15 protein-coding genes and 1 pseudogene are annotated in these 17992 nt (G+C 70.5%); 6 read left to right on the forward strand and 10 right to left on the reverse strand.

From position 1 onward, the window contains the following. Nucleotides 1-23: 23 nt before the first annotated feature. Nucleotides 24-1400 (reverse strand): adenylosuccinate lyase, encoded by a 1377-nt coding sequence (gene purB, locus IEY26_RS10550; RefSeq protein WP_188978695.1) that lies wholly within the window; start codon nt 1398-1400, stop codon nt 24-26. Nucleotides 1401-1578: 178 nt separating this feature from the next. Here purB and purH point away from each other — a divergent pair, with 178 nt between their 5' ends. Further along, the gene (purH, locus tag IEY26_RS10555) at nt 1579-3174 is read left to right on the forward strand and encodes a bifunctional phosphoribosylaminoimidazolecarboxamide formyltransferase/IMP cyclohydrolase (protein ID WP_188978696.1); all 1596 of its coding nucleotides are present in this window, start codon (nt 1579-1581) and stop codon (nt 3172-3174) included. A 3-nt stretch (nt 3175-3177) separates the two neighbouring features. On the opposite strand, the gene IEY26_RS10560 is transcribed toward purH, so the two are convergent. After that, entirely contained in the window at nt 3178-4263 is a 1086-nt protein-coding gene (locus IEY26_RS10560; RefSeq protein WP_188978697.1) for a sensor histidine kinase, read from the reverse strand. A 143-nt stretch (nt 4264-4406) separates the two neighbouring features. Here IEY26_RS10560 and folP point away from each other — a divergent pair, with 143 nt between their 5' ends. The 3 genes from folP to IEY26_RS10575 all read left to right on the forward strand — a co-directional run bounded on the left by folP (nt 4407) and on the right by IEY26_RS10575 (nt 9167). Beyond that, nucleotides 4407-6890 carry a dihydropteroate synthase gene (gene folP / locus IEY26_RS10565; protein ID WP_188978698.1) on the forward strand — a complete coding sequence of 828 codons (2484 nt, stop codon included), beginning with the start codon at nt 4407-4409 and terminating at the stop codon, nt 6888-6890. Nucleotide 6891: 1 nt separating this feature from the next. Continuing rightward, on the forward strand, nt 6892-7524 hold the full coding sequence (locus IEY26_RS10570; RefSeq protein ID WP_188978699.1) for a class I SAM-dependent methyltransferase: 633 nt from the start codon (nt 6892-6894) through the stop codon (nt 7522-7524). Nucleotides 7525-7850: 326 nt separating this feature from the next. Beyond that, nucleotides 7851-9167 (forward strand): MFS transporter, encoded by a 1317-nt coding sequence (locus IEY26_RS10575; protein WP_188978701.1) that lies wholly within the window; start codon nt 7851-7853, stop codon nt 9165-9167. A gap of 18 nt (nt 9168-9185) precedes the next feature. Here the strand turns inward: IEY26_RS10575 and IEY26_RS10580 are convergent, their stop codons facing one another. After that, nucleotides 9186-10253, reverse strand: a complete 1068-nt coding sequence (locus IEY26_RS10580; protein WP_188978702.1) for a glycosyltransferase family 4 protein — start codon at nt 10251-10253, stop codon at nt 9186-9188. A 171-nt stretch (nt 10254-10424) separates the two neighbouring features. On the opposite strand from IEY26_RS10580, the gene IEY26_RS10585 reads away from it, so the two are divergent. Further along, a complete protein-coding gene (locus IEY26_RS10585) occupies nt 10425-12227 on the forward strand; it encodes a S9 family peptidase (RefSeq protein WP_188978703.1) in 1803 nt (600 codons plus the stop codon). Between the two features lie 48 nt (nt 12228-12275). Here IEY26_RS10585 and IEY26_RS10590 read toward each other — a convergent pair whose 3' ends face one another. Continuing rightward, nucleotides 12276-13082 carry an alpha/beta fold hydrolase gene (locus IEY26_RS10590; protein WP_188978704.1) on the reverse strand — a complete coding sequence of 269 codons (807 nt, stop codon included), beginning with the start codon at nt 13080-13082 and terminating at the stop codon, nt 12276-12278. Between the two features lie 193 nt (nt 13083-13275). Between IEY26_RS10590 and IEY26_RS10595 the strand changes: the two genes are divergently transcribed. Further along, nucleotides 13276-13755 carry a DUF309 domain-containing protein gene (locus IEY26_RS10595; RefSeq protein ID WP_188978705.1) on the forward strand — a complete coding sequence of 160 codons (480 nt, stop codon included), beginning with the start codon at nt 13276-13278 and terminating at the stop codon, nt 13753-13755. Between the two features lie 7 nt (nt 13756-13762). Here the strand turns inward: IEY26_RS10595 and IEY26_RS10600 are convergent, their stop codons facing one another. From IEY26_RS10600 to IEY26_RS10620, 6 genes and pseudogenes are all read right to left on the reverse strand, one after another. After that, a complete protein-coding gene (locus IEY26_RS10600; protein WP_188978706.1) occupies nt 13763-14113 on the reverse strand; it encodes a YrdB family protein in 351 nt (116 codons plus the stop codon). A 305-nt stretch (nt 14114-14418) separates the two neighbouring features. Beyond that, the gene (locus IEY26_RS10605) at nt 14419-15129 is read right to left on the reverse strand and encodes an ABC transporter ATP-binding protein (protein ID WP_188978707.1); all 711 of its coding nucleotides are present in this window, start codon (nt 15127-15129) and stop codon (nt 14419-14421) included. Next, entirely contained in the window at nt 15122-15259 is a 138-nt protein-coding gene (locus IEY26_RS17830; RefSeq protein ID WP_449405267.1) for an ABC transporter ATP-binding protein C-terminal domain-containing protein, read from the reverse strand. Before IEY26_RS17830 ends, IEY26_RS10605 begins: the two co-directional genes overlap by 8 nt. Before the next feature lie 102 nt (nt 15260-15361). Continuing rightward, nucleotides 15362-15946: pseudogene (locus tag IEY26_RS10610) on the reverse strand (ABC transporter ATP-binding protein); the annotation flags it as partial. Continuing rightward, a complete protein-coding gene (locus tag IEY26_RS10615; RefSeq protein WP_188978709.1) occupies nt 15930-17042 on the reverse strand; it encodes a branched-chain amino acid ABC transporter permease in 1113 nt (370 codons plus the stop codon). The gene IEY26_RS10615 and the pseudogene IEY26_RS10610, both read right to left, overlap by 17 nt. Then, nucleotides 17039-17992 carry a branched-chain amino acid ABC transporter permease gene (locus tag IEY26_RS10620; RefSeq protein ID WP_188978710.1) on the reverse strand — a complete coding sequence of 318 codons (954 nt, stop codon included), beginning with the start codon at nt 17990-17992 and terminating at the stop codon, nt 17039-17041. The genes IEY26_RS10615 and IEY26_RS10620 overlap by 4 nt, the downstream gene beginning before the upstream one ends.

Below are 17992 nucleotides of genomic sequence, written 5' to 3' on the forward strand. Positions count from 1 at the left end.
GTAGCGGCGGGTTCTGGGCCGCCTCAGGCGTCTCGCGCGAGGTCGGCGGCGACGCCGAGGTAGGTCTCGGGCGCGAGCGCTTCGAGTTCCGCGCGGACGTCGTCGGGGACGTCGAGGTCGGCGAAGAGCTCGTGGAAGTCGTCGAGCGTGACGTGCCGGCCGCGCGTGAGGGCTTTCACGCGCTCGTAGGCGTCGCCGTGGCCCTCCCGGCGCAGGATCGTCTGGACGGCCTCGCCGATGAGTTCCGGGTGGGCTTCGAGCTCTTCGCGCATCGCGACGGGGTTCGGCTCGATCTCTCCTAATCCACGCCGGAGCTTGCTGTACCCGAGGAGGCAGTACGCGAACGCGCTCCCGACGTTGCGCTTGACCGTGCTGTCGGAGAGGTCGCGCTGGAGCCGGCTCGTGGTGAGGTAGTCGGCGAGGAAGACGAGGTCCGAGTTCGCCTTGGAGAGGTTCCCCTCGGAGTTCTCGAAGTCGATGGGGTTCACTTTGTGCGGCATCGTGGAGCTCCCGGTCTCGCCTTCGGTGGTCTCCTGGCCGAGATACCCGTCCGAGACATATCTCCAGATGTCGCGGTCGAGGTCGAGGAGGACGTCGTTCGCGCCGCGGAGCGCGTCGAAGACGGCGGCGAGGTCGTCGCAGGGATTGACTTGCGTCGTCGGCTCCGCGTGCTCGATGCCGAGGTCTTCGACGAACTCGCGGCTGAACGCGCGCCAGTCGACGTCGGGGTAGGCGACGTGGTGGGCGGCGTAGGTGCCGGACGCGCCGGCGAGTTTCCCCGCGATGCCGGCGGCGGCAGCGTCGATGCGCGCGACGAGGCGGCCGAGGCGGCTGGCGTAGACGGCCATCTCCTTCCCGAAGGTCGTCGGCGTCGCGGGCTGGCCGTGGGTGCGCGCGAGCATCGGCGTGTCCGCGTGCTCGTGGGCGAACGCGACGAGCGAATCCCGGACCTCGCGGAGTTCCGGGAGGAGGACAGCCTCGACGGCGGGCTTCAGCAGGAGGCGGTAGGCGAGGTTGTTGACGTCCTCGCTCGTCAGGCCGAAGTGAATCCACGAGTGGGCGCGCTCGGGCGCGTGCTCGCGGAGGAAGTACTCGACGGCTTTCACGTCGTGGTTCGTCGCGCTGTACCCGCGCGCGCCCTCCGTCTCGATACGCTTCACGAGGTCGGCGTCCCCGTCGTCGAACTCCTCGTGGGCGGCGGTGACGGCGTCGCGTTCCTCGCTATCGAGGTCGAGCGGGGTGGCGTCGAGGTCGGCGAGCGCGAGGAGGTAGCGGGCTTCGACTTCGACGCGCGCCCGCATGAGCGCCTTCTCGCTCGCGTACGGCACGAGCGGCTCGGTGTAACGCGCGTACCGGCCGTCGAGGGGCGACACGGCGGACAGTGGGCCTCGGTCGGTCATACGCGAAACTCCCCGTGGAACCACAGTAAGACTGTCGGTCCCGCCCCTCGAAAGAAGGCACGTTCCTGCACACATACCGGCATCGAATGCCGGCAGAGGCGCGACTGTATGCTCGTCTGTGTATATTTGCTCGCGTGGAACCGCAATCGCCTTACCGGTGGCTGCCGGGGAGTCGAGTATGAGCGAGTTCGCTATCGCGGGTATCGCCGGAAACCGAGGGCGGAACCTCCGTCGCATCGCCGCGACGGAGCCGGGCGACGCCGACGTCGCCGTCGTGGTCGCCGCGAGCGAGGACGCGCCGGTGCTCGACGCCGACGAGTTCGCCGACACGCCTACCGTGGTCGTCGAGCGCGACGAGGGCGAGTCCCGGGAGTCTCACGAGGAGCGCCTCCTCGACGCCATCGAGGGGTACGACGTCGACCTCGTCTGCCTCGACGGCTTCATGCGCGTGCTCACGGAGACGTTCCTCGACGCCGCGCCGACGACGCTGAACGTCCACCCGAGCCTCCTCCCCGCCTTCCCCGGGACGGACGCGCACGAGCAGGTCCTCGACGCCGGCGTCAGCGTCACCGGCGCGACCGTCCACGTAGTGACGGAAGAACTCGACGGCGGCCCCATCGTCACGCAGGAGTCGGTCCCGGTCTTCCCGGACGACGACGCCGACGCGCTCAAGCGCCGCGTGCTCGAAGACGCCGAGTTCGCCGCCTACCCGCGCGCCGTCGAGTGGTTCGCGACCGGCGACGCCGCCTACGAGAACGGCACTCTCACGGTCGACGCCGACGAGCCCGGTGACTTCCCGACGCGACGAACCGTCACCGAGGACAAGGAAGACGAGCTCCGGTACGGCGAGAACCCCCATCAGGACGCCGCCGTCTACCGGAATCGAAAAAGCGACGAGCCGAGCGTCGTCGCCGCCGACCAGCTGAACGAGGGCGCGAAGGGGCTCTCCTACAACAATTACAACGACGCGGACGGCGCGCTCGACCTCATCAAGGAGTTCGACGAGCCGGCGGCAGCAGTGATTAAACACACGAACCCCGCGGGCTGCGCCACGGCGGACACGCTCGCCGAGGCCTACGAGGCCGCGCTCGCCACGGACCCGATGAGCGCCTTCGGCGGGATTGTCGCGCTCAACCGCACCTGCGACGCGGAAACCGCAGAGCTCGTCGTGGACTCCTTCAAGGAGGTCGTCGTCGCGCCCGGCTACACCGACGACGCGCTCTCCGTCCTCACGTCGAAGAAGAACCTGCGCGTGCTCGACGTCGGCGGCGACGAACTCGGCCCCGGCGACGTGACCGAGCGCTTCACGGAGAACGACCTCGTCGGCGGCCGCCTCGTCCAGGAACGCGATACCTGGGCCCCGACGGAGGACGACTTGGAGGTCGTGACGGACGCCGAGCCCACCGGCGAACAGGTGGAGGCGATGCTGTTCGCGTGGAAGGTCCTCAAGCACGTGAAGTCGAACGGCGTCCTCTTCGCCGACGGCACGGAGACGGTGGGCGTCGGCATGGGGCAGGTCTCCCGGGTGGACGCCGTCCGCCTCGCCGCGATGAAGGCCGAAGAGCACGCCGAAGGCAAGAGCGCCGACGGCGCGGTGATGGCCTCGGACGCCTTCTTCCCCTTCCCCGACGGCATCGAGGAAGCCGCCGACGCCGGTATTTCTGCGGTTATCCAGCCCGGCGGCTCCGTGAACGACGACGACGTCATCGAGGCCGCGAACGAGGAAGGCATCGCGATGGTCTTCACCGGCCGGCGCACCTTCCGCCACAGCTAACCGTTACTCGGGAATCTCCCGGGTCTCGTGGCGCGGCGTCTCCGGCCGAACGCGGAACTCGAAGCGCGCGCCGCCGCTCGCGGATTCGGTGACGGTGACGCTCCACCCGTGGAGCTCCGCGACCTCCCGGACGAACGCGAGCCCGAGCCCCGTCGAACCGCGAACGGTCGTGAACCCCACCTCGAACACCCTCTGCCGTTGCTCCACCGGAATGCCGGGGCCGTCATCTTCGACGTAAAACCCGATACGAGCCGATGCGTCAGCCCGCGGGGTATCCGCAGCCATCGTGCCGACGGTGACGGTGACGTCGTCGCCGGCGTGCTGGCGGGCGTTGGCGAAGAGGTTGGCGAGGAGGCGGTCGAGGAGTTCGGGGGAGGCGTCGAGTTCGGCGGCGTCGTCGACGACGAGCTCGGCGTTCGTGTCGGCGGCGTGGGCGTGGAACTCCCAGGCGGAGCGGGCGACGGCGTCGAGGTCGACGGGTTCTTTCTGGATGCCGTCGCGTTCGACACGGAGGAGGTCGACCGCGCCGCCGATCATGTCGTCCATGCGTTTGAGGGCGCGTTCGACGCGTTCGAGGTCGGCTGGGTCGCCGCCGTCCATGACGGTTTCGAGCCAGCCGCGCGCGATGGTGAGGGGGTTTCTGAGGTCGTGGCTGATGTAGCTGGCGACGGCGAGCGTGCGCTCCGCGCGGCGGTTCGCGGCGAGTTCGGCGGCGACGCGCTCGGTGACGTCGGTGTGGGTGACGAGCGCGTAGGCGGCGTCGTCGACGGCGAAGCGGTCGGCGCGCATGAGGAACCACTGTTTCCGGTCGGGCGAGTGACAGGGGTACTCCATGCGGAACGTCTCGGTCGCGCCGTCGAGAATCGCGTTGATCGACTCGGCGGCGCGGTCCGCGTAGTCGCCGCCGTCGCGGCAGGTGTCGAGGTAGTTCACGCCGACGTCGCTCACCGGAACCGGGCGGCCGCCGCGGGTGCCGAGGTCGTTCCACGAGGCGTTCGTGCCGAGGATGACGCCATCGGCGTCGAGGACCGCGGCGGAGTCCTCGAACGAGTCGAGCGCGGCGGCTGCGATGTCCCCGGAGATGTCCATGCGAGAGAGTGAGGAGCGAGCGGCATAGACGTATGGGATAACCGAGACCGCACGGGCGAGCGGGCGTCGTCGCTCGCCCGCGCGGACGCCTGCCGCGTCGAGTCCGACAGCCTAAAGCGGAGTCCGGCGGACCATTCGGTATCATGCGATACGACGAGGCCGCTAACTTCCTTCTCGACCTCCAGCGCTACCGGCCGCGCGCCGGGACGGACGCGACCGCCGCGCTCCTCGACGCGCTCGGCGACCCACACGAGGGCCCGCGGTACGTGCAGGTCGCGGGGTCGAACGGGAAGGGGAGCACGGCGCGGCTGCTCGAACGCGTCCTCCGCGAGGCCGGTCTCGACGTCGGCCTCTACACGAGCCCGCACTTCGACGACCTCAGAGAGCGCGTGCGGGTGAACGGCCGCGTCGTCCCGAAGTCGGCGGTGGCGGCGTTCGCGCGCGCGGCGAAACCCCACGTCGTCGACGCGGCCGCGGCGGGGCGCGCGCCGACGTTCTTCGAGACGATGACGGGACTGGCGCTCTGGCACTTCGGCCGCGAGGACGTCGACGTCGCGGTGCTCGAAGTCGGCATCGGCGGGAAGTTCGACGCGACGAGCGTCGTCGACCCGGAGGCGGCGGCGGTGACGAGCGTGACGCTCGAACACACCGGCGTGCTCGGCGACACCGTCGAGGAGATCGCGACCGATAAGGCGCACGTCGCGCCAGAGAATGAGAACGCGCTGGTGACGGCGACGACGGGTGACGCGTTGGACGCGGTGCGCGCGCAGGCGGGCGACGTCCTCACCGTCGGCCCGGGCGGCGACGTGCGGACGAGCTACGGCGGCGCGGTCTCCCCGGTCGAATCCCTCGTGACGGTCGAGACCGAGGGGTTCGCGGTGGAGACGCGGCTGCCGCTCCTCGGCGCGTATCAGGCGACGAACGCGGGGGTGGCGGTGGCGCTCGCCCGCCAGCTCGCCGACGTGGACGAGGCGACGGTGGCGCGCGGCCTGCGGAACGCGACGTGGCCGGGGCGGTTCGAGGTGATGGGACGGGAGCCGCTCGTCGTGCTCGACGGCGCGCACAACCCCGGGGCGTGCGAGGCGCTCGCGGACACGCTCGCGGAGTTCGACGGCGAGTACGACGACCTCCACCTCGTGTTCGGCGCGATGAACGACAAGGACCACGCGGGGATGGCGGACGCGCTCCCGACGCCGGCGAGCCTGTACACGTGCGTCCCGGCGACGCAGCGCTCCGAGGACCGGGACGTGCTCGCGCGCGTCTTCGGCGGGCGCGGCGTCGAAGACGTCCACGCGATTTCGAGCGTCGAAGCCGCCGTCGACCGCGCCGTCGACGCCGCGGGCGAGGACGACCTCGTGCTCGTGACGGGGTCGCTGTACGCGGTCGCGGAAGCGCGGGCGCGGTGGACGCGGACGTTCACCGAGACCGACGTGGACGGCCTCGACGACGCGCGCGCCGCGCTGGAGCGGACGGACGTGACGCCGCCGGGCGTCTGGCGGATGCGCGGGAAGGGCGTCCACCGCGTCGTCAGAACGAGAGTCCAGAAGCGACAGGCCTCCTACCTCAAAGAGGAGCTGCTGTCGCTCGGCGGGGAGTGCGCCATCAGCGGGCTGAACGACCAAGTGGAAGGGAACCTCGACGTCGCGTTGATGGGGACGCTCGCGCAGTTCAAGCGGCTCTGCGGGAAGCTCGACGGGCAGCCGTACGGGCTGTCGGTCCTCGCCGACGACCTCCGTGACTCGCTCGGCATCGAAACGGGAGCCGGCGGTGATGGCACGGGCGGCGCGGGCGGCGCGGACGGTGAGAAGCCCGCGTATCCCTGGGAGGACGAGGGGACGGCGGTGATGGGCATTCTGAACTGCACGCCCGATTCGTTCCACGACGGCGGCGAGTACGCGGCGGTCGAGGACGCCGTCGAGCGAGCGGAGGAGATGGTCGAGGCGGGCGCGGACGTCGTCGACGTCGGCGGCGAGTCGACGCGGCCGGGCGCAGAGCCCGTCGCCGCGGAAGAAGAGATCTCGCGCGTCGTCCCGGTCATCGAGCGTATCAGCGACTTCGACTGCCTCGTCTCGGTGGACACGATGAAGGCCGAGGTCGCCCGCGCGGCGCTGGAGGCGGGCGCGGACATCCTGAACGACGTGACGGGCTTAGAGGACCCGGCGATGCGGTTCGTCGCCGCGGAGTACGACGCGCCGCTCGTCGTGATGCACTCGCTGAACGCGCCCGTCGACCCGGACGAATCCGTCGACTACGACGACGTCGTCGACGACGTCGTCGCCGAACTCAGAGAGCGCGTCCTCCTCGCGGAGAAGGCCGGCGTCGAAGAGGTAATCGTCGACCCCGGCATCGGCTTCGCGAAGAGCGAGGGCGAGAACTTCGAAATCCTCCAGCGGACCGACGAGCTCCACGCGCTCGGCTGCCCGGTTCTCGTCGGCCACAGCCACAAGTCGATGTGGGCGGCGGCGGACGCCTACCCCGACGACGGCGGGTACGCGACGGTCGCGGGCACCGCGCTCGCCGCCGACCGCGGCGCGGACATCGTCCGCGTGCACGACGTGGCGGAGAACGTCGCCGCCGTGAACGCCGTCGAGGCGACGAAGAGGGGAGCGGACGCCGACGACACGTGAAATGACGGGCGACGACGAAGCCGACGCCGCGTTCCGCCGGGCGGTCAGGAGCGGGTACGACTCGCTCGCGGACGCCTACGCCGCCCAGCGCGACGCGGGCGACGATTCGCCGGACCTCCTCGACTCGCTCTTCGACGACCTCGGCGCGGGCGCGCGCGTCCTCGACCTCGGCTGCGGCGCGGGCGACCTCGTCCTCGACTCACTCCCCGACCCGGTCAGGGGTGTGGGTCTCGACGTCTCCCGCGAGCAGACGCGGCGCGCGCGAACGCACGCCGACCGCGTCGTCCAGGGCGACATGACCGCGCTCCCGTTCGACGCCGACTCGTTCGACGCGGCGACCGCGATGTACTCGATAATCCACGTCCCCGCGAGCGAACACCCCGCCGTCTACGCGGAACTCGCGCGCGTCCTCCGGCCCGGCGGCGACGCCGTCGTCGTCACCGGCCACGACGCCTGGACAGGCGCGAACCCCGACTGGCTCGACGCGAACGTCGAGATGCGGTGGAGCTGGCCGGCCCTCGCGGAGACGAAGCGCGCGCTCCGCGAGGCGGGACTCGAAGTGGTCGAAGAAGCAGACGTCGCGGACTCGCTCGGCGGGAGTTTCCGCCACCTCCGCCTCTCGCTCGACGCCTGAGCCCGTCGGATTCGACCGGTACGTTTTTCGGCGCGCGAGCGGACGGTTCGAGCGACCAGTTCTATGAGCCGCCGGCGCTCGGTCCGTCCGGTGTTCTCCCCGCGGTCGCCCCCCGCGTCGCGGCGGGCCCGATAGCCGCAGCACTCGGGTTCGCCTCGCTACCCTTCCGGTAGCCGCATTCTCCGCACGACCGCACACGATATGCACACACCGACCGAGCCGCCGGCGTCGAGCCGGCGCTCACGCGACCACGCCTCGACCACTGAACCATCCCCGTTCCGCGCGCCGCACCGGGCGGCGCGACCCCGAACCGGAGGCGGAAGCCGGTGACGCTCCTCGACCGCGCGCTCTGGCGGAACCGCCGCTTCCGGCGGTTCGTCGCCGGGCAGTTCGCGACGAACGCCGGGGACAGCCTCTACACCGTCGCGGTGCTCTGGGTCGCCTTCCAGCTGACGGGGTCGACGCTCGTCACGGGCGCGCTGAACGCGATCCTCCTGCTCCCCTGGCTCCTCCAGGTGTTCGCCGGCCCGCTCGTCGACCGACTCCCGCTCAGGGGCGTCCTCGTCGGCTCACAGGTCGTTCAGGGCGTCGCCGTCCTCGTCCTCCCTCTCGCGGCGGTGACCGGCCGGCTGACCGTCCCCGTGCTGTTCGCCGTCGCCCCCGTCTTGATGCTCGCGTCGCTGCTGATGGCTCCGATGGAGACCGCACTCCTCCCGCGAATCGTCGACGACGAACGGCTGTCCGGCGCGAACGCCGCGCTCTCCGTCGTCACGCTCGGCCTCGACATGGTCTTCGACGCGCTCGGCGGGGCCTTCATCGCGGTGCTCGGCGCGACCGCGCTCTTCGTCGCCGATTCGGCGACCTTCGCCGTCGCCGCGCTCCTGTTCGCCGGCGTCATCGTCCGCCCGGCGGACGCCCAGCGTGAGCCTGTGGGGTCGACGGAGCCGACGCCGACGGTTCGTTCGGCGCTCCGCTCGTACGCCGCGGACCTACGGGCCGGCGTCGACATCATTCGCGGGAGCGTCTTCGTCGAGTTAGTCGTTCTGACCGCCGTGACGAACTTCGCCGTCGGCGTCGCGCTCGCCGTCCTCCCGGCGTTCGGCGACAACTTGGGCGGCCCCGCGGTCTACGGCCTCCTGCTGGGGGCGCTCGGAATCGGGCGGCTCCTCGGCTCCCTCGTCGGCCCGTACGTCGAGGACATCCCGTACGGCTGGGTGCTCGCCTCGCACGCGCTCGGCGCGGCCTGCTGGGTGGCGGCGGCGCTCTCCCCGACGGCCGTCGCCGCGGTCGTCCTGTTCGGTCTCGCGTGGGTTCCCGCGGGCGCGTCCGGCGTGCTCACGTCGACGCTGAACCAGCGGGTGTTCCCCGCCGACGCGCTCGGGCGGGTGTCCGCGACGAAGGGGACGCTGTCGGGGGCGTCCCTCCCACTCGGGTCGCTCCTCGGCGGGTTCGCCGCCGAAACGCTGGGCGTGACGACGACCATGGCGGGAGCCGCCAGTGGGTTCGCCGTCACGGCCGGCTACGTCCTCCTGCGGACGCGGCTCAGGCGGCTCCCCGCGGTCGCCGCGGCCGAACCAGAAGACTTCGACGTCGACGCCGCGGAGACAGCAGACCGGGGAGAGGAGAGGGGAGACCCGCCGTAGGGGGAGAGAAGACCGCGCTCAGAGCGACGGCGTGGTTTTGCGGTCCGCGCGGTAGAAGTCGAGGTAGCGTTCGACGAACGCGCGTTCGCCGTAGCGCTCGTAGTCGGGGTCAGGGCCAGTGGAGTCGACGGCGGCGGCGTCGCGGAGGCGTTCGACGAGCTCCTCGTCGGTCGTCGCGAGGAAGCCGCGCTCTTCGTGTTCGACGAGTTCGTGCGCGGCGGAGTCGACGTGGTATTCGACGAGGGCGACGCAGCCGCAGGCGAGCGCGCGCAGGAGGTCCGTCGGGAAGGAGGAGCGGCGCGCGGTCTGGACGTAGACGTGCGCGTCGAGGAAGTACCGGATGCGCTCTTCGACCGTTCGCTCGCCGACGAACTCGACGCGGTCGTCGATGCGGAGGTCGCGGGCCTGCCGGACGTAGTTCTCCTTCTCCGGGCCGTCGCCGATGACGGTCGCGCTCCAGTCGAACTCGCGGAACTCCGCGAGCGCGAGGAGGAGGGATTCGAGGTTCGCCGCGCCGTCGAGCCGCCGGGAGTAGACGATGTCACCGGCGTCGACCGGGTCGGCGGACGTGATGGTCTCCCACTCGATGGGGTCTTCGACGACGGTGAAGGCGTCGCCGTCGATGCCGCGTTCGCGGTAGGCCGTCGCGACGAGGCGGGAGGGGACGACGGCGGTGCTCGCGCCGTTCACGGCGGCGCGGTAGAAGCGGTCGGAGAGCCCGCCTTCGCGCCGGGGCGGGTCGTAGCACTCCACGAGGTAGGAGGCGTTCGCGAGTCGTGCGCCGACGCGGGCGGCGAGCGCCGCGCCCGGCGGGTCGCCGGCGGCGTGCACGACGTCCGGGTCGAACGACCGGAGCGCGCCCGGGAGGCCCGCGCGGTAGCGCCAGTCGTTCTCGGGCGCGACGGCGTAGTAGTCGAGGCCCTCGTGTTCGAAGGCGTCGACGTCGCCCTCCCACCACTGCGTCGTGAAGAACTGGACGTCGTGGCCGCGGCCGGCGAGGACGCTCGCGAGGCGATAGAAGCGTTCCGGGACGCCCGTCGTCGCTCCGTGCTCGACGGTCTCGGCCGTCACGAACGCCACGCGCATACTCTACGACTCCGCGAGACGCCGTAAAAAGGTATTCCCTTCGGGCGAATCGAGTCGCGCCGCGGACAGGAGGCCAGCGGTGGCTCCTCGCGACCGGCGGGAGTGGGGCGTCGACGGCGCGGCGGCTTCGCCGACCCGAACGGCTATCCGCGCCCCCGGAAAACGACGGGTATGGCGTACGATATCGAACGCTACCTCAATATTCGGAGCGCGGGCGGTCCGACGTTCGGCCCGGACGGCCGGCTCGCCTTCCTGATGGACACGACGGGGACGTCGCAGGTCTGGCGGCTGGACGAGCCGCTCGAATGGCCGGACCAGCTCTCCTTCCACGAGGAGCGCGTGACGTTCGCGTCCTACTCGCCGACGCGCGACGAGCTCGTCTACGGCCGCGACGAGGGCGGGAACGAGAAGACGCAGTTCTTCCGGCTCTCGGGCGACGGCGCGGAGGAAGTCGCGCTCACCGACACCCCCGACGCCATCCACCAGTGGGGCGGCTGGAGTCACGACGGCGAGCGCTTCGCGTTCACCGCGAACCGCCGCGACGAGGCGGACTTCGACGCCTACGTCCAGCGCCGCGACGAGACCGGCGACGACGCCGAACTCGTCTTCGACGGGAGCGACGCCGGCTGGCTCTCCGTCGCCGGCTGGAGTCCGAGCGACGACCGCCTCCTCGTCCACGAGATGCACTCGAACGTCGCCCACGACCTCCACGTCGTCGACATCGATACCGGCGAGGCGACACGCCTCACGGGCGGCGAGGAAGCGGAAGTCCGGTACGCGTCCGCGTCGTGGTCGCCGGACGGCGACGGCCTGCTCGTGGCGACGGACCGGGGCAGGGATACGCTCGCGCTCTGCCGCCTCGACGCCGACACCGGCGACCTCACTCCCGTCGCGGAGGGCGGCGACTGGGACGTCTCCAGCGTCTTCGTCGACCACGAATCGTCGAGGATCGCCTACGCGCGGAACGTCGACGGCTACACCGACCTCACGCTCGGCCGTCTCGACGGCGCGACGGTCGAGCGCGAAGAATCCCCCGCGGACGGCCTGCCCGACGGCGTCCTCACCGGGTTCTCCTTCGGCCCCGACGCCGAGCGCATCGCCGTCTCGTGGTCCGCGCCGACCGAGAACGGGAACGTCTTCGTCGCCGACCTCGATGGCGACGAGCCGACCCGGTGGACGGACGCCGCGACCGCCGGCATCCCCAGAGACGGCTTCCGCGACCCCGAGCTCGTCCGCTTCGACTCATTTGACGACCTAGAGATTCCCGCGTTCCTCACCGTCCCCGAGGGCGACGGCCCCGTCCCCGTCATCGTCGACATCCACGGCGGCCCCGAGTCCCAGCGCCGCCCCTCCTTCTCGGCGCTCCGCCAGTACTTCGTCGACAACGGCTACGCCGTCTTCGAGCCGAACGTCCGCGGCTCCGCGGGCTACGGGAAGGAGTACATGAACCTCGACAACGTCGAGAGGCGGATGGACTCCGTCGCCGACATCGACGCCGGCGTCGAGTGGCTCACCGACCGAGACGGCGTCGACGCCGACCGCGTCGTCGCCTACGGCGGCTCCTACGGCGGCTTCATGGTGCTCGCCGCGCTCACCGAGTATCCCGAGCGCTGGGCGGCCGGCGTCGACGTCGTCGGCATCGCGAACTTCGTCACCTTCCTCGAAAACACCGGGGACTGGCGGCGCGAACACCGCGAAGCCGAATACGGCTCCCTCGCCGAGGACCGGGAGTTCCTCGAATCCATCAGCCCCATCAACAACATCGAGGACATCCGCGCCCCGCTCCTCGTTCTCCACGGCGCGAACGACCCGCGCGTCCCCGTCGGCGAAGCCGAACAGATCGCCGACGAAGCGAGCGAACACGTCCCCGTGGAGAAACTCGTCTTCGACGACGAGGGCCACGGGTTCAGTAAGCTCGAGAACCGCATCACCGCCTACAGCGCCGTCGTCGACTTCCTCGACGAGCACGTCTGAGCACTCCGGCGGTCCCGCTCCGCCGCGGTCGGCGGTTCCCGACCCGTGTCAGTAGACGCGGTCGAGGAACGCCGCGAGCGCGTCGTTCACCGCGTCCGGGTTCTCGCAGTTCGAGGAGTGACCCGCTTCCGGGATCGGCTCGAACGTGAGGTCGGGGATGGCGGCGTAGGAGTCACGGGCGGCGTCGATATCGAGAGTGGCGTCCTCCTCGCCGTGGACCGCGAGGACGGGGACGTCGATGTCGGCGACGCGCTCCCGGAGGTCCTCGCGGCCGAGCCACGAGCGGACCTCGTTGGCGACGGCGCGACCGGGGTAGGTCGTCCAGCGGTCCACCCAGCCGTCGACGAGGCCGGTGCGCTCCTCGCGGCTGGTCGCGCCGAACAGCTCTTCCGTCACGGGTTCGGCGACGGCCCGCGGCACCGCGGGTTCGTCGTCGATGGCCTCGGCGGTCGCGCCGTGGCGCTCCTGGTCGGCCTCGGTGTGCGGTTTCGCCATCGAGTCCACGAGGACGAGCCCGTCGACGCGCTCGGGGTGCGCGAGGGCGAAGCGCAGGCCCATGAAGCCGCCCATCGACATCCCACAGAGGACACACGAGTCGATGCCGCGCGCGTCGAGGAAGCGCTCGGCGTCGGCGACGAGGTCGTCGAGGTCGTAGGGTTCGGCGTAGCGGTCGGTGCGCGCGCGGAGGTCGTACGCGACCGTCCGGTACTCGTCTGCGAACGCCTCGATCTGCGGGTCGAACATCGTCCGGTCCATCAGCGTGCCGTGGGCGAACACGACCGGATCGCCGCTCCCGCGGTCGGTGCAGACCGTGTCGCTCCGGTGCGTATACAGTTCCGCGCCATCGCGTGCCATGGTAACAATCTCCTAACAATCCCGTATATAGCTTCGCGTCCCGGAAGACCCGAGTTCGTCCGATACCGACCGCGACTCCGTCGAGGACGCGCTCACGTCCCACTCGCCGGGTTAGAACGCAGCGGGAACCAGAGCGGGGTCGAGGCCTCCGACGAGGGAAGGTTTTTGCCGCGGCCATCGCATTCTCACCGGTATGGACGAGCATACGCGCGACCCCGGCGTCGCGCCGCCGCTCGGCACGCCCGCGGGCTGGCGGCCGATTCGCCGCGAGTGGGAGCACGCGACGCTCCGCCGCGCCACGGAGCACGCCGTCCGCCTCCACAACGACGCCGCCTACCTCGACGCCTACGACTGCGTGAAGTACGAGTGGTACAACTACGGCGACGGCACGCGGGAGTCGAAATTCTGCCACGGCCTCCAGCAGGCCATCGCGGCGCGCCACAAACACGACGTCGACGTCCCCGAGGGCGCGCGCTCGCTCGCCCGAACGGCGCGAAAATACCTCCAAGACACGCCCGCGGACTTCTACGGCCTCGACGTCGGCGGCCTCCGCGACACGCTCGCCGAGGTCGAATCGGAGCCGGACGCCTTCGACGGCTTCCGCCTCGTCCTCGACGGCGAGCCAGTGACGGCCTATCCGGCGGACTACGCGTTCGCCGACGACCTCCCCTGATTCTCGACTAACGTTCGCCGCGCGCGGCGAGCCACGCTTCGTCGACGGCGACGAGCGCGGCGTACGCGAACGCGGCGGCCGCCGAGACGGCGAGAGAGAGGCCCGCCGTCGCCGCGCCGAACACGGCCAGTTCGACGAGGAGGCGGGCGGGGTCGGCGAGCCGGTAGCGGGCGCGCGGCGCGACGAACGCCCCCCAGACGACGGCGGCGGCGAGCGGTGCGCCCGCGGCGAGTACCGCCCGCGACGCGACCGTATCCCCCGCCACCCACCCCCAGTAGCCCAGCGCCGCCAGCGCCCCCAGTTCGAGGAGGAAACGCGCCGCGAGCGCCACCGACACCGACGGGGACTCGGACGACATACCCCACTCGACGCCCGCCCGCGAGAAGAAGATTCGCCCCCGCGCAACACTGACCCGAGCCGGCCGGAGAAACCGGCCGACGAAGCGGGCAACACGCTCCGGTCGACGACGCAACCACTCGGGGCGGGGTATCGAAAGGGGGCGGGTTCTCGCGTGTCTCTGCGCGGCCCCTATTCGTGACGAACGGAGTGAGGAGCGAATATGTCGCGCAGAACGCGCGAGAACTCGCGGGCTTTCGGAAACGTCGACGACACCAGTGTTCGCGGCGGGAAAGCGGAGCAGAAGGCCCGCAAAACCAGAAGCAGCTAGCCGCCGAGGTAGAGTTCGGCGACTTCGGGGTTGTCCATGAGGTCGTCGGCGTCGTCTTCGTAGGCGACTTGGCCTTGGTCGAGGACGTAGCCGCGGTCGGAGATGGCGAGGCCCTGGCGGGCGTTCTGTTCGACCATCAGGACGGCGGTGCCGAGTTCGTTGACGGCGACGACGTCCTCGAAGACGTCCTTCGCGGTGTTGGGGGCGAGGCCCGCCGAGGGTTCGTCGATGAGGAGGACGTCGGGTTCGGTCATGAGCGCGCGGGCGAACGCGAGGACCTGGCGTTGGCCGCCGGAGAGCGTGCTCGCTTTCGCGCGTTTCTTCTCGGTGAGGAGCGGGAAGCGCTCGTAGAGCTCCTCGATGCGTTCGCCGACGCCCGAGTGCCGGGGGACGCCGCCGATTTTGAGGTTCTCCTCGATGGTGAGACTCCCGAAGACGTTCTCGGTCTGCGGGACGTAGCCGACGCCGAGTCGAACGACGTCCTCGGGCGGCGTGCCGCCGATTTCGTCGCCGTTCAGGCGGACGCTGCCCGTCCACGGGGTGAGGAGGCCGAACGCGGTCTTCAGCACGGTGGATTTCCCCGCGCCGTTCGGGCCGACGAGGCAGACGATCTCCTCCGAGTCGAGGTGGAGGCTGAGGTCGTCGAGGACCTGGACGTCGCCGTAGCCGGAGTCGACGCCGTCGAGCGCGAGCACGTGCTCACTCATCGAGCGGCCCTCCGAGGTAGGCGTCGACGACTCGGTCGTCGGTTCGTACGGCGTCCGGTGCGCCCTCGACGAGGACGCGGCCCTGGTCGAGGACGACGATGGGGTCGGCGAGATCCATGATGAAGCCCATGTCGTGTTCGATGAGGAGGACGGTGATGCCCTCGTCGTTGATGTCGCGGATGAAGCCTTTGAGTTTGTTCGCGAGCGTCGGGTTGACGCCGGCGACGGGTTCGTCGAGCAGGAGGACGTCCGGCTCGGTCATCGTCGCGCGGGCGAGTTCGACGAGCTTCATCTGCCCGCCGGAGAGTTCCGTCGCGGGCGTGTCGGCGAACTCGGCGATTTCGAAGCGTTCGAGCGTCTGCATCGCCTGTTCGAGGTTCGCGCGCTCCTCGGCGAGGACCTGACTGCGGTTCGTGAAGATGGAGAAGACGCTCTCGCCCGTCTGGTGTTGCGGACCGACGAGCATCGCTTCGCGGACGGTCATCCCCTCCAACTTCCGCGGGGTCTGGAACGTCCGGACGAGGCCGGCGTCGGCGACGGCGTGCGGTTCGCGGCCGGTGACTTCGGTGTCGTTCACGTAGACGCTCCCGCCGTCGGGCTCGTAGAACCCGGAGACGAGGTTGAAGAGCGTGGACTTCCCCGCGCCGTTCGGCCCGATGAGACCCGTGATGGAGCCGCGTTCGACTTCGAGGTCGACGTCGTCCGTGACCTGGAGGCCGCCGAAGGCCTTGCGGAGGCCGTCGACGCGGAGGACGGGGTCGGACTTCCCGCTGACCGCGCCGTCCGTGATGCGGTCCTCGTCAGTCACTGCGACCACCTCCGTTCTCCCCGGCGGCCGGGCCGGCGGGGCCGCCGCCGTCGGTCGTGCCGGGGGTGACGAGTTCGTGCTGCGGCGGCAGGATGCCCTCCTGGCGGAAGTACATCACGCCGACGATGAGCAGGCCGATGACGAGCAGCCGGACGGCGGCGGTGGGGAAGGCGGCTGGGAGGAGGTCGCCGCCGAGGAACCGCGTGCCCTCGACGATGATGACGAGGACGAGGCCGCCGAAGAACGCGCCGCGGTTGGAGCCGCTGCCGCCGAGGATGACCGCGATCCAGACGTAGAACGTCTGCGTCGGGTCGAGCGCGCTCGGCGTGATGGCGAGGTTGAGGTGGGCGTAGAAGACGCCGGCGAGCGCCATGACGACGCTCCCGACGACGAACGCCTCCATCTTGAAGCGGAAGGCGTCCTTCCCGAGCGCCTCCGCGAGGTCCTCGTCGGCGCGGATGGTGCGAACCGTCCGCCCCCACGGGGAGAGGTGGAGGCGGCGGAGCGCCCAGTACGTCACGCCGATGAAGACGGCGACGAGGACGACGTCGAGGAAGTACGTCGGCGCGCCGCGCGGGACGTCGCCGAGCACCGGCCAGTTCCCGAAGAAGAGCGGGAGGCCGAGGATGCCACTGGGGCCGTTCGTCCACGCCTGCTGGTTGTTGAAGACGCTCCTGATGACTTCGGCGAGGCCGAGCGTGGCGATGGCGAGGTAGTCGGTGCGCAGGCGGAGCGTCGGCACGCCGATGATGACGGCGACGACGGCGGCGAGGCCGAGACCGACGAAGAGGCCGACGATGGGGTCGACGGTGAAGGGAAGCGGGCTGTCGCGCGCGGAGACGAGCGCGGTGCCGTACGCGCCGAGCCCCCAGAAGGCGGCGACGGAGAAGTTGATGAGCCCCGCGTACCCCCAGTGGACGTTCAGGCCGAGAGAGAGGAGCACGTACATGCCGGCGAGCGCGAGGAGGTAGAGGCCGTACGCGAGGTTGAGGACGCCGGAGCCGACGCCGATGACGAAGAGGACGCACATGACGCCGACCGTCCAGGCGACGTTCGACTCCGCCTGCGTGAGCCCGTCGTACCAGCTCGTGACTGGGTTCGTCATTTGACCGCCTCCCCCATGATGCCCTGCGGGCGGACGAGCAGGATGACGACCATGATGAGGAACGCGACGGCGTTCGCGTACTGTGCGCTAATCGGGATGCCGAGCGAGGAGAGCGCGGGGACGAACTCGTGGACGACGCCGATGACGAGGCCGCCGAGCATCGCGCCGTAGACGCTCCCGATGCCGCCGAGGATGACGGCGGCGAAGACGACGAGGAGGATGTTGAAGCCCATGAGTGGTTCGAGGCGGAGGCTGAGGCCGAGGAAGACGCCGCCCGCGCCGGCGAGCCCCGCACCGATGGCCCACGTCGCGTCGACGATGCGGCTCGTTCGGATGCCGCTCGCCCGCGCGAGGTCGCGGTTGTCGGAGGTGGCGCGCATCTGCCGGCCGAGGCTCGTGTACTGGAGGATGGCGTGGAGCGCGGCGACGAGGACGAGCGTCGCGACGACGACGACGACGTCGCGCGCGGTGACGGCGACGCCGAGCGCGCTGAAGAACGGGAGCGGCCCGGAGCGCGGGAGCTGGTAGGCCTGCTGGATGTTCCCGAAGAAGATCTGGACGATTGCGCGCATCACGAACGCGACACCGATGCTCGCGATGAGCAACCCGATAGACGAGGTGTCGAGCTTCGAGAAGACGAGGCGTTCGCTCGCGATAGCGACGACGGCGGCGACCGCCATGCCGACGGCGAGCGCGACGACGAACGCCGCGGGGCCGCCGAGCAGGCCGGCGAGACCGCCCTCCGCGTTCGCGCTGCCGCTCGTCGCGAGCAGCGCGGACGTCCCGGAGAACGTGATGAGCGCGGCGTACGCGCCGACCGTGAGGGTGTCGCCGTGCGCGAAGTTCGCGAACCCGCGGATGCTGTAGACGAGGCTCAGGCCGATGCTCGCGAGGACGATAATCGCGCTGTAGACGAGGCCGTTGACGACGTACTGGAGTAAAGCAGACAT

Source organism: Halocalculus aciditolerans, from assembly GCF_014647475.1.
Lineage (GTDB): Archaea > Halobacteriota > Halobacteria > Halobacteriales > Halobacteriaceae > Halocalculus > Halocalculus aciditolerans.

Bases quoted from the DNA above. Each gene is read 5' to 3' on its own strand.
- purB (WP_188978695.1), bottom strand. From the start codon at position 1,400: ATGACCGACCGAGGCCCACTGTCCGCCGTGTCGCCCCTCGACGGCCGG.
- purH (WP_188978696.1), top strand. From the start codon at position 1,579: ATGAGCGAGTTCGCTATCGCGGGTATCGCCGGAAACCGAGGGCGGAAC.
- IEY26_RS10560 (WP_188978697.1), bottom strand. From the start codon at position 4,263: ATGGACATCTCCGGGGACATCGCAGCCGCCGCGCTCGACTCGTTCGAG.
- folP (WP_188978698.1), top strand. From the start codon at position 4,407: ATGCGATACGACGAGGCCGCTAACTTCCTTCTCGACCTCCAGCGCTAC.
- IEY26_RS10570 (WP_188978699.1), top strand. From the start codon at position 6,892: ATGACGGGCGACGACGAAGCCGACGCCGCGTTCCGCCGGGCGGTCAGG.
- IEY26_RS10580 (WP_188978702.1), bottom strand. From the start codon at position 10,253: ATGCGCGTGGCGTTCGTGACGGCCGAGACCGTCGAGCACGGAGCGACG.
- IEY26_RS10585 (WP_188978703.1), top strand. From the start codon at position 10,425: ATGGCGTACGATATCGAACGCTACCTCAATATTCGGAGCGCGGGCGGT.
- IEY26_RS10590 (WP_188978704.1), bottom strand. From the start codon at position 13,082: ATGGCACGCGATGGCGCGGAACTGTATACGCACCGGAGCGACACGGTC.
- IEY26_RS10595 (WP_188978705.1), top strand. From the start codon at position 13,276: ATGGACGAGCATACGCGCGACCCCGGCGTCGCGCCGCCGCTCGGCACG.
- IEY26_RS10600 (WP_188978706.1), bottom strand. From the start codon at position 14,113: ATGTCGTCCGAGTCCCCGTCGGTGTCGGTGGCGCTCGCGGCGCGTTTC.
- IEY26_RS10605 (WP_188978707.1), bottom strand. From the start codon at position 15,129: ATGAGTGAGCACGTGCTCGCGCTCGACGGCGTCGACTCCGGCTACGGC.
- IEY26_RS17830 (WP_449405267.1), bottom strand. From the start codon at position 15,259: ATGGGCTTCATCATGGATCTCGCCGACCCCATCGTCGTCCTCGACCAG.
- IEY26_RS10615 (WP_188978709.1), bottom strand. From the start codon at position 17,042: ATGACGAACCCAGTCACGAGCTGGTACGACGGGCTCACGCAGGCGGAG.
- IEY26_RS10620 (WP_188978710.1), bottom strand. From the start codon at position 17,992: ATGTCTGCTTTACTCCAGTACGTCGTCAACGGCCTCGTCTACAGCGCG.